Consider the following 9,068-nt stretch of genomic DNA (forward strand, 5'->3'; position numbering starts at 1 on the left):
CCCAGGCCGCGGCGGCGCTCAAAGCCGGCAAGCATGTGATGCTGGAGAAGCCGCCGGGGATCGGGGTTGCCGAGCTCGATCCGCTGATCGCGATGGCGGCGGAAGCCAAGAGAACGCTGTTTGCGACCTGGCATTCGCGCCATGCGCCGGCGGTCGATCCCGCGCGACAATGGCTCGCTGGGCGACGCATCACGTCGGTGCATATCGACTGGAAGGAAGACGTTCGCGTCTGGCATCCAGGGCAGGGCTGGATCTGGGAGCCGGGCGGTCTTGGCGTGTTCGACCCCGGCATCAACGCGCTGTCGATCCTGACCAAAATCCTGCGCAAGCCGGTATTCGTCACCGCGGCCGAACTGGCCTTTCCGGCCAATTGCCAAGCGCCGATCGCTGCCAACCTGACACTGACCGATATCGACGGCCTGCCTGTGACCGCCGAGTTCGACTTTCGTCAGACCGGGCCGCAGAGCTGGGATATCCTCGTCGACACCGATCAGGGCCGGATGACCTTGTCCAGCGGTGGCGCGCGCATGGCCGTCGACGGCAAGGTGCTTGCCGAGGCGCCCGATGAGGAATATCGCGGACTCTACCAGCGCTTCGTCGAGCTCGCGGCGACCGGCGCAAGCGACGTCGACCTGACGCCGCTTCGTCTCGTCGCCGACGCCTTCCTGCTCGGCCGGCGCACCGTCGTCGAACCGTTTGTGGATTAGACATGGCTGGCTCAAAAATCGAAAAAGACGTCTTTGGAACGCTGCCGGACGGCCGCAACGTCGAGCGCATCGTGCTGCGCGGTGAGCGTGGGTTCGAAGCGCGCATCATCACCCATGGCGCGGTGATCCAGGCGCTGATCGCGCCGGACGCCAAAGGCGGATATGACGACGTCGTGCTCGGCCATGACGCCTTCGCCGGCTACCTCGCCGAGCGCAAGTTCCTGGGCGCCACCGTCGGCCGCTACGCCAACCGTATCGCCAAGGGACAATTTTCACTCGATGGTGAGACGGTGCAGCTTCCCGTCAACAACGGCCCGAACGCTCTGCATGGCGGCCTCGACGGGTTTGACCGCAAGCTCTGGGAGATTGCCGCGATCGAGGACGGCGCCGCGCCCGCGGTGACGCTCACCTACATGAGCCCGCATGGCGAGGAGAACTATCCCGGCAAACTCGACGTCCGCCTGACCTATCGCATCACCGGCCCGTCCGAGCTGTCACTCGAGATGGAGGCGCGGACCGACCGGCCGACCATCGTCAACCTGACCAACCACAGCTTCTTCAATCTGGAAGGTGCAACATCGGGCACGCCGATCCTTGACCACAAACTCACGGTCGCCGCTGAGCATTTCCTCGCCATCGATCCCACCGCGATCCCGCTGCCCGGTCCGCCGCGTAGCGTTGCCGGCACGCCGTTCGACTTCCGCGACGCCCAAGCTGTCGGCGCGCGTATCCGCGAGAGCCACGAGCAATTGCAGAACGGCAGGGGCTACGACCACACCTACTGCCTCGCCCGTGACGGCAAGCTGGCGCTCGCCGCGCGGCTGGAGGCACCGCGCTCGGGGCGGATCATGGAGCTGTTCACCGACCAGCCCGGCCTTCAGGTCTATTCCGGCAACTATCTCGACGGCACGATTTCGGGGAAGGGCGGCAAGCTCATCCGCCAGTCGGACGCCATGTGCCTGGAGCCGCACATCTGGCCTGATGCGCCGAACCGGCCGGATTTTCCGAGCCCGCGCCTTGGGCCCGGCGAAGTCTACCGCCATCACACGGTCTATCGCTTCGGAGTGGGGACGCCATGATGGAACAGGTGCCGACCTCGATTCTTTCGGACGATCCCTGCCAACTCGGCGAGGGCCCGACCTACGACGTAACCACCGATACCGCCTGGTGGTTCGACATCCGCGAGGGACGGCTGTTCGAGGCGCAACTCGGCCGTGGCAGCATCCGCGTCCATGCGCTCGGCCGGATGGCGAGCGCTCTCGGGCGTATCGATGCTGAACGGCAGTTGATCGTCGCCGAGGACGGGCTTTACGTCCGCAAGCTTGCCGGCGGCGTGATGACGCTGTTGCTTCCGCTCGAAGCCGACAATCCAGCCACGCGCTCCAATGATTGCCGAGTGCACCAGTCCGGCACGTTCTGGATCGGCACCATGGGCAAGAAGGCCGAGCCAAAGGCCGGCGCGATCTACGCGCTCCATCGCGGCAAGATCTCGACGCTGTTTCCCGGCATCAGCATCCCCAACTCGATCTGCTTCTCGCCCGATGGCGCCACCGGCTATTTCACCGACACCCCGCGCGGCGTGCTCTATGCCGTGCCACTCAATCCCGCGACCGGCCTGCCGCGCGGCGAGCCTGAGGTGCTATTGCGCCACACCGGCATCGGGGGCCTCGACGGTTCGGTGTGCGATGCTGACGGGCAGATCTGGAATGCGTGCTGGGGCGCGAGCCGCATCGACGTCTATTCTCCGCAAGGCGAGCGTCTGCGCTCACTGAGCGTGCCGGCAAAGCAGGCGAGCTGTCCCGCTTTCGTCGGCCCAGATCTGTCGCGCCTCCTCGTCACGTCGGCCTGGCAGGATATGGATGCGGCCGCACGCGCCGCCGATCCGCAAGCCGGTTGCACTTTTCTATTGGAGGCATCCGCGCGCGGTCGCGCGGAGCCCGACGTCAAGCTCGCATAGGAGACCCGAAAGCAGCCCACGACGACGTTCTCGATGAAACAAAGAAACAGTCTGACACCCAAGGGAGTAAAACATGCTGAAACTGAAGACGACATTATTGGCGTTGGCGCTGACCGGCGCTGCGACGATGGCCTCAGGCGTCACCGCCTCCGCCCAGGACAAGGCGACCGTCGGCATCGCGATGCCGACCAAATCGTCGGCGCGCTGGATCGACGACGGCAACAACATGGTCAAGGTGTTGAAGGAGCGCGGCTACAACACTGACCTGCAATATGCCGAAGACGACATCCCGAACCAGCTCTCGCAGGTCGAGAACATGGTGACCAAGGGCGCGAAAGCCCTGGTGATCGCCGCGATCGACGGCACCACGCTGTCCGATGTGCTCAAGCAGGCCAAGGCCAAAGGCATCACCGTGATCGCCTACGACCGCCTGATCCGCGGGACGCCGAACGTCGACTATTACGCGACCTTCGACAATTTCCAGGTCGGCGTGCTCCAGGCCGAGTCGATCGTACAGGGCCTCGGTCTCAAGGACGGCAAGGGCCCGTTCAACATCGAGCTGTTCGGCGGCTCGCCCGACGACAACAACGCCTATTTCTTCTACAACGGCGCGATGAGCGTGCTGAAGCCCTACATCGACAGCGGCAAGCTCGTCGTCGTGTCCGGCCAGATGGGCATGGACAAGGTCGCGACCTTGCGCTGGGATGGCGCCACTGCGCAGGCCCGCATGGATAACCTGCTCAGCGCTTACTACGGCAACAAGAAGGTCAACGCCGTGTTGTCGCCCTATGACGGCCTGTCGATCGGCATCATTTCCTCGCTGAAGGGAGTTGGCTACGGCAGCGCCAATCAGCCGATGCCTGTTATCAGCGGTCAGGACGCCGAGGTGCCCTCGATCAAGGCGATGCTGCGCGGCGATCAGTATTCGACCATCTTCAAGGACACCCGCGACCTCGCCAAGGTGACTGCCGACATGGTCGACGCCGCGCTCGCCGGCAAGCAGGTCACGGTCAACGACACCAAGACCTACGAGAACGGCGCCAAGACCGTGCCGTCCTATTTGCTCAAGCCGGTCGTGGTCTACAAGGACAATTGGGAGAAGACCCTGGTCGAGAGCGGCTACTACAAGAAGTCGCAGTTCCAGTAAGTTGAGTGCTCCGTCGGTCCGGGGCGCCCGAAGGGCGGACCCGGAACCTCGAGATTCCGGGTTCGATGCTTTGCATCGCCCCGGAATGACGGCGGAGGGGCAAACGTTCCAAGGGACAACGACGATGACCGCCATGCTGGAGATGCGCAACGTCAGCAAGAGCTTTGCCGGCGTGCAGGCGCTGCGCGACGTCAATTTCTCGGTTCACGCGGGCCAGATCCATGCGCTCGTCGGCGAGAACGGCGCGGGCAAGTCGACGCTGATGAAGGTGCTGAGCGGGGTCTACCCGCATGGAAGCTACGAGGGCACCATCGTCTTCGACAACGAGGAGCGGCGCTTTCGCGACATCAACGATTCCGAGGCGCTCGGCATCATCATCATCCACCAGGAGCTGGCGCTGATCCCGCTGATGTCGATCGCGGAAAACATCTTTCTGTCGCATCCGCCGTCAAAGCTCGGCGTCATCGACCGTGACGAGGTCTACCGGCGCACGCGTGAGCTGCTGGCGCAGGTGGGCCTGAAGGAATCTCCGGATACGCTGATCACCGATCTCGGCGTCGGCAAGCAGCAGCTGGTCGAGATCGCCAAGGCGCTGTCCAAGCGGGTGCGGATGCTGATCCTGGATGAGCCGACCGCCAGCCTCAACGAGGCCGACAGCGCCGCGCTGCTCGAACGCCTGATGGCGTTCCGCGAGCAGGGCATCGGTTCGATCCTGATCTCGCACAAGCTCAACGAGGTCGCCAAGGTCGCCGATCACATCACCGTGCTGCGCGACGGCCGCACCGTCGACAGCATCGATTGCCGCAGCGAGCCGATCCAGGAAGACCGCATCATCCGCAGCATGGTCAATCGCGATCTCGCCCACCGCTTCCCGGAGCGCAACGCGAAGATCGGTGAACCCGTGCTCACTGTCGAGAACTGGTCGGTGTACCATCCGATCCATCCCGAGCGGCAGGTGATCAAGAATGTAGATTTCAGCGTCAGGCGTGGCGAGGTCGTCGGTATTGCCGGCCTGATGGGCGCCGGCCGCACTGAATTCGCCATGAGCCTGTTCGGCCGCTCCTGGGGCACCACGATTAGCGGCTCTCTCCGGCTCGAAGGCAGGGAGATGGTGCTGCCGAGCGTCGCTGCCGCGATCGACGCCGGCCTTGCCTATGTCACCGAGGATCGCAAGCAGCTCGGCCTGATCCTGGCCGACGACGTCCGCAAGAACATTACGCTCGCCAGCCTCGACCAGGTCGCCCCAAGCCGGGTGATCGACGACATCGCCGAGCTGAAGATCGCCAGCGACTATCGCACGCGCATGCGCATCCGCTGCTCCGACGTCTACCAGGAGACCGGCCAGCTCTCCGGCGGCAACCAGCAGAAGGTGGTGCTGTCGAAATGGCTGATGACCGACCCCAAGGTCCTGATCCTGGACGAGCCGACGCGGGGCATCGACGTCGGTGCCAAATACGAGATCTACTGTATTATCAACGAGCTGGCGGAAGCCGGCCGCGGCGTCGTGGTGATCTCCTCGGAGATGCCCGAGCTGCTCGGCATCTGCGACCGCATCTGCGTCATGAACGAGGGCGCCTTCGTCGGCGAGTTCAAGGGCCCTGACGCGACGCAGGAGAAGATCATGCGCGCCATCATGCGCAACGAACGAAACATTGGGAACGCCGCGCCAGCGGCCGCGGAGATGGGAGGATCGCAGCCATGACCGACAAGACGGTATCGCTGCCCGAAGAGCGCCGGCACGGCAGCTTCATCAAGAACAATTTGCGCAACTACGGCATGCTGATGTCGTTGATCGCGATCATGCTGTTCTTCCAGGTCATGACCGGCGGCACGCTGCTGCAGCCGCTCAATCTGACCAATCTGGTGCTGCAGAACAGCTATATCGTCATCATGGCGCTCGGCATGCTGCTGGTGATCGTCACCGGCCATATCGACCTCTCGGTCGGCTCGGTCGCCGGCTTCGTCGGCGCGGTGGCAGCCGTGCTGATGGTGACTTACAAGGTCGACTATACGCTCGCCTTCATCGCCTGCCTGTTGCTGGGCGCGGCGATCGGCGCGGCGCAGGGCTATTGGGTGGCCTATTTCGGCATTCCGTCCTTTATCGTGACGCTGGCGGGCATGCTGGTGTTCAAGGGGCTCGCGCTTGCGGTGCTGCAGGGGCAGTCACTCGGCCCGTTCCCCGCGACGTTCCAGAAGCTGTCGTCCGGCTTCATTCCGGAGCTTCTGCCCGAAGCCGGCACGCTGCATCCGACCTCCATGCTGATCGGCGCCGTGCTCGCGCTCGGCCTCGTCTATGCAAGCGCCAAGGGCCGGTCACGTGAGCAATCGCATGGCATCGAGGTCGAGCCTTATGCGTTCTTCCTGGGAAAGAGCGTTCTGCTCGCCTGTGCGGTGCTCTATTTCACCTATCTGATCGCCTCGCATCGCGGCTTGCCGAACGTGCTGGTCATCATGACGGCCCTGATCGCCCTGTACGGCTTCGTCACCCGGCGCACCGTGATTGGCCGGCAGGTCTATGCGGTGGGCGGCAATGCGAAAGCGGCAAAACTGTCGGGCATCAAGACGGAGCGGCTGACCTTCCTCACCTTCGTCAACATGGGCGTGCTCGCCGCGCTCGCCGGCCTCGTCTTCGCTGCGCGCCTCAACACCGCGACCCCGAAGGCCGGGCTCGGCTTCGAGCTCGACGTTATCGCCGCCTGCTTCATCGGCGGCGCTTCGGCTTATGGCGGTGTGGGCCGGGTCGGGGGGGCCGTGGTCGGCGCCATGATCATGGGCGTGATGAACAACGGCATGTCCATCCTCGGCATCGGCATCGACTATCAGCAGGTCATCAAGGGTCTGGTGCTGCTGGGGGCGGTCTGTATCGACGTGTACAATCAGCGGCGTTAGCAGATCGAAGCGGCCCAAAACGGGTTGCGGATTTCTGCGGGAATTTGCAGTGTCCCCGAAGCAGAAGGTATCCTTGGAGAAAGAGCTTGGAACCGTACGGGAAGCTCGAATGGCATCAGCGGCACCCTGAGACGCGGTGCCGCCCCTCAGTCAAGCGGATGTCGTGGTCCTGGTTCTCCGCTGAGCTTCTGCAATTCTGGCAGACGGAGCTGGAATTTCGCGTCAAGGGAGATGCAGCCTTCCTGGCGTTGCATGATTCCATCCGCGCTGCGGGAGAGACGACGATCGACGGAGGGAGCCCTTCGACGCGAACCGATCTTCGAGACCGGCTGACGTTCGTGCCGGCCGGATCTTCGGTACAGGGCTGGAATCGCTTCAAGGGCGGCGTCTCGTCCGTCTTTGCGGTGCATCTCACCCCGGCCAAATCGGTTCGCAGGGCAGACGATATCTCGGAAATTCCTCCATCGCTTTATTTCGAGAACGACAATCTCAAGGCGACGCTCCAGAAGCTCCAGAGTGTCGTGAATGGATCCGGCATCAATGACCATGCCTATGCGGAGACACTTGGGCTGCTGCTTTTGTGGGAGCTACGGCACGCTGCTGACCCGAAGCTTTCCCCTCGTAGCCAGGTCCGGGGAGGTCTGACTTTGCGTCAGTTGAGGCGCGTTCAGGAGTTTGTCGATGCTCAGATCTCGACCGAAATCTCGATATCCGACCTTGCAGCTGTGGCAGGGCTGAGCCAATACCACTTCATCAGGACGTTCAAGGAGGCAGCTGGACACTCACCCTACCAATACGTCCTCTCGGAGAGAACCCGCCATGCGAAAGGGCTGCTGCTGTCGACGCCCGATCTCTCGCTCGAAGACGTCGCACGAGCGGCAGGGTTTAGCGATACATCGCAGCTGAATCGTGTATTTCGAAAGTTCGTTGGTGTTACACCGACGGTTTTCCGGCGGGAAAGCGGCTCGCGTTTTCCATAGAGTTGCACCCGTCCCAATTAGTGGTCACGCGAGCCGACGCCAGGCGTTCGCCGATCAACACAAGTTCAGCCAGACCTCCCGCTCTCATCTTCTCCATCACTTTCTTGCGGTGTGCCTTGATCGTCCGTACCGACGTGCCGAGCTCGTGAGCCACCTGCTTGCTGATCTTCCCTCCCACAAGAAGCATGAATACCTGCCGTTCGCGCGGGGTTAAGGTTGCAAGGCGATTTCGCAGATCGTCGAATTCGCGTTTGAGCACGAGCGATGACCGGTGCCGCGCCAGAGCTCGCGCGATCGCGTGAAGGAGTTCATCCGGTTCGACAGGCTTGATCAGGAAGTCTTCGGCGCCTGCCTTGATTGCCCTTACCGTCGTACTCACGTCGCAATAGCCGGTGAGAAACAGAATCGGAAGGCTCGAGCCGAGCTCCAGCAAACTGCTTTGCAGCGCCAGGCCACTCAAGCCGGGCATCCGGACATCTAGGAGGATGCAGCCGGGCTCGTTTTCGTTGCACGGCCGCTCCAGCACCTGCTCGGCCGACGCATAGGCGACCACGCGGTATCCGGACTGCTCCAATTGCCGTTGGAGCGCGGTGCGGAAGGGAGCGTCGTCATCGACAATGTAGACGGTCCCCGGCAACTGATCTCCTGACAAGGAAGGCACTGCCTTAGCCTAGCCTTCGCTGCCCCGTGCGCTCCTGGATTCAGGTTTTTGGGTTCCCGCGATGGAAGTCAATCGCTTGACCTCCTTTCACCGCAAGAAATGGTATCCGCCGCAATTTTTGACACTCTTCCGGCTTTGGCTTGCCGGCCTTGCGAATTTACTGCGTCGTGAACAGCACCGCCGCGATCGCGACGGAGAGGCTCACCGCCGATACGGTTGCCACGGTCGACAGCACTCCCATTCGCCGGAGCGCGATGGCGAACGCGATGATGATGGGGGTCGCGGTCATCAGCCCGATTTGTGCATCGCTCATCGCATCGCTCGCCGTTTTGCGGAACCGCCGGAGGCATTCAGCTTATGGCGGCGGGACGGGCGGAACGTTGCGATAGCGCAAACGCGCCTCCGGCCGGTTGCACTATTTGTGCGGCGACAAAGTCGGAATCGCGCCGGTGGGATATCTGTTCGGCGTCTTGATGCGGAAGTCAGATGTCGGCGACGGATTGCGAGCAACAGGGAACCGGCTGGGGAATCCTGGAAGATCTTCCCGGCGATCCCATGATCTGGGTGCTGATCTTCAGCGAGCTCGCCGCCTTCGGCCTGTTCCTCGGCGCCTTCGTCATCGCTCGCGCGCTTCACCCGGCGGTCTTCGCGGCCGGTCAGGCCACTCTTGACGCGCACCTGGCCGGGATCAACACCATCGTGCTCGTGACCAGTGGCTGGGCTGCCG

At 63.1% G+C, this 9,068-nt stretch carries 9 protein-coding genes and 1 pseudogene; 8 read left to right on the top strand and 2 right to left on the bottom strand.

What is annotated here, in order from left to right:
- The 7 genes from MOV75_RS17455 to MOV75_RS17485 all read left to right on the top strand — a co-directional run.
- On the top strand, positions 1 to 707 hold a 707-nt coding region (locus MOV75_RS17455), incomplete at its 5' end, for a Gfo/Idh/MocA family protein (protein WP_247006260.1).
- A 2-nt stretch (positions 708 to 709) separates the two neighbouring features.
- Positions 710 to 1,786 (top strand): aldose epimerase family protein, encoded by a 1,077-nt coding sequence (locus MOV75_RS17460; protein WP_247006261.1) that lies wholly within the window; start codon positions 710 to 712, stop codon positions 1,784 to 1,786.
- Entirely contained in the window at positions 1,786 to 2,664 is an 879-nt protein-coding gene (locus MOV75_RS17465) for an SMP-30/gluconolactonase/LRE family protein (protein ID WP_247006264.1), read from the top strand. Before MOV75_RS17460 ends, MOV75_RS17465 begins: the two co-directional genes overlap by 1 nt.
- A gap of 73 nt (positions 2,665 to 2,737) precedes the next feature.
- The gene (gene chvE / locus MOV75_RS17470; protein ID WP_309486948.1) at positions 2,738 to 3,811 is read left to right on the top strand and encodes a multiple monosaccharide ABC transporter substrate-binding protein; all 1,074 of its coding nucleotides are present in this window, start codon (positions 2,738 to 2,740) and stop codon (positions 3,809 to 3,811) included.
- Between the two features lie 124 nt (positions 3,812 to 3,935).
- Complete coding sequence (mmsA, locus tag MOV75_RS17475; RefSeq protein WP_247006262.1) at positions 3,936 to 5,513, top strand: multiple monosaccharide ABC transporter ATP-binding protein; 1,578 nt, start codon at positions 3,936 to 3,938, stop codon at positions 5,511 to 5,513.
- On the top strand, positions 5,510 to 6,700 hold the full coding sequence (gene mmsB / locus MOV75_RS17480; RefSeq protein WP_212092402.1) for a multiple monosaccharide ABC transporter permease: 1,191 nt from the start codon (positions 5,510 to 5,512) through the stop codon (positions 6,698 to 6,700). The genes mmsA and mmsB overlap by 4 nt, the downstream gene beginning before the upstream one ends.
- An 86-nt stretch (positions 6,701 to 6,786) precedes the next feature.
- Positions 6,787 to 7,680, top strand: a complete 894-nt coding sequence (locus MOV75_RS17485; protein WP_246924218.1) for a helix-turn-helix domain-containing protein — start codon at positions 6,787 to 6,789, stop codon at positions 7,678 to 7,680.
- Here the strand turns inward: MOV75_RS17485 and MOV75_RS17490 are convergent.
- Both MOV75_RS17490 and MOV75_RS17495 read right to left on the bottom strand, forming a co-directional pair.
- The gene (locus MOV75_RS17490) at positions 7,634 to 8,317 is read right to left on the bottom strand and encodes a response regulator transcription factor (protein WP_246924223.1); all 684 of its coding nucleotides are present in this window, start codon (positions 8,315 to 8,317) and stop codon (positions 7,634 to 7,636) included. The genes MOV75_RS17485 and MOV75_RS17490 overlap by 47 nt on opposite strands.
- Before the next feature lie 181 nt (positions 8,318 to 8,498).
- Entirely contained in the window at positions 8,499 to 8,654 is a 156-nt protein-coding gene (locus tag MOV75_RS17495; RefSeq protein ID WP_091892367.1) for a hypothetical protein, read from the bottom strand.
- A 173-nt stretch (positions 8,655 to 8,827) separates the two neighbouring features.
- On the opposite strand from MOV75_RS17495, the pseudogene MOV75_RS17500 reads away from it, so the two are divergent.
- Positions 8,828 to 9,068, top strand: a pseudogene (locus MOV75_RS17500) (cytochrome c oxidase subunit 3 family protein); the annotation flags it as partial.

It is taken from the genome of Bradyrhizobium sp. PRIMUS42 (assembly GCF_023006515.1).
Lineage (GTDB): Bacteria > Pseudomonadota > Alphaproteobacteria > Rhizobiales > Xanthobacteraceae > Bradyrhizobium.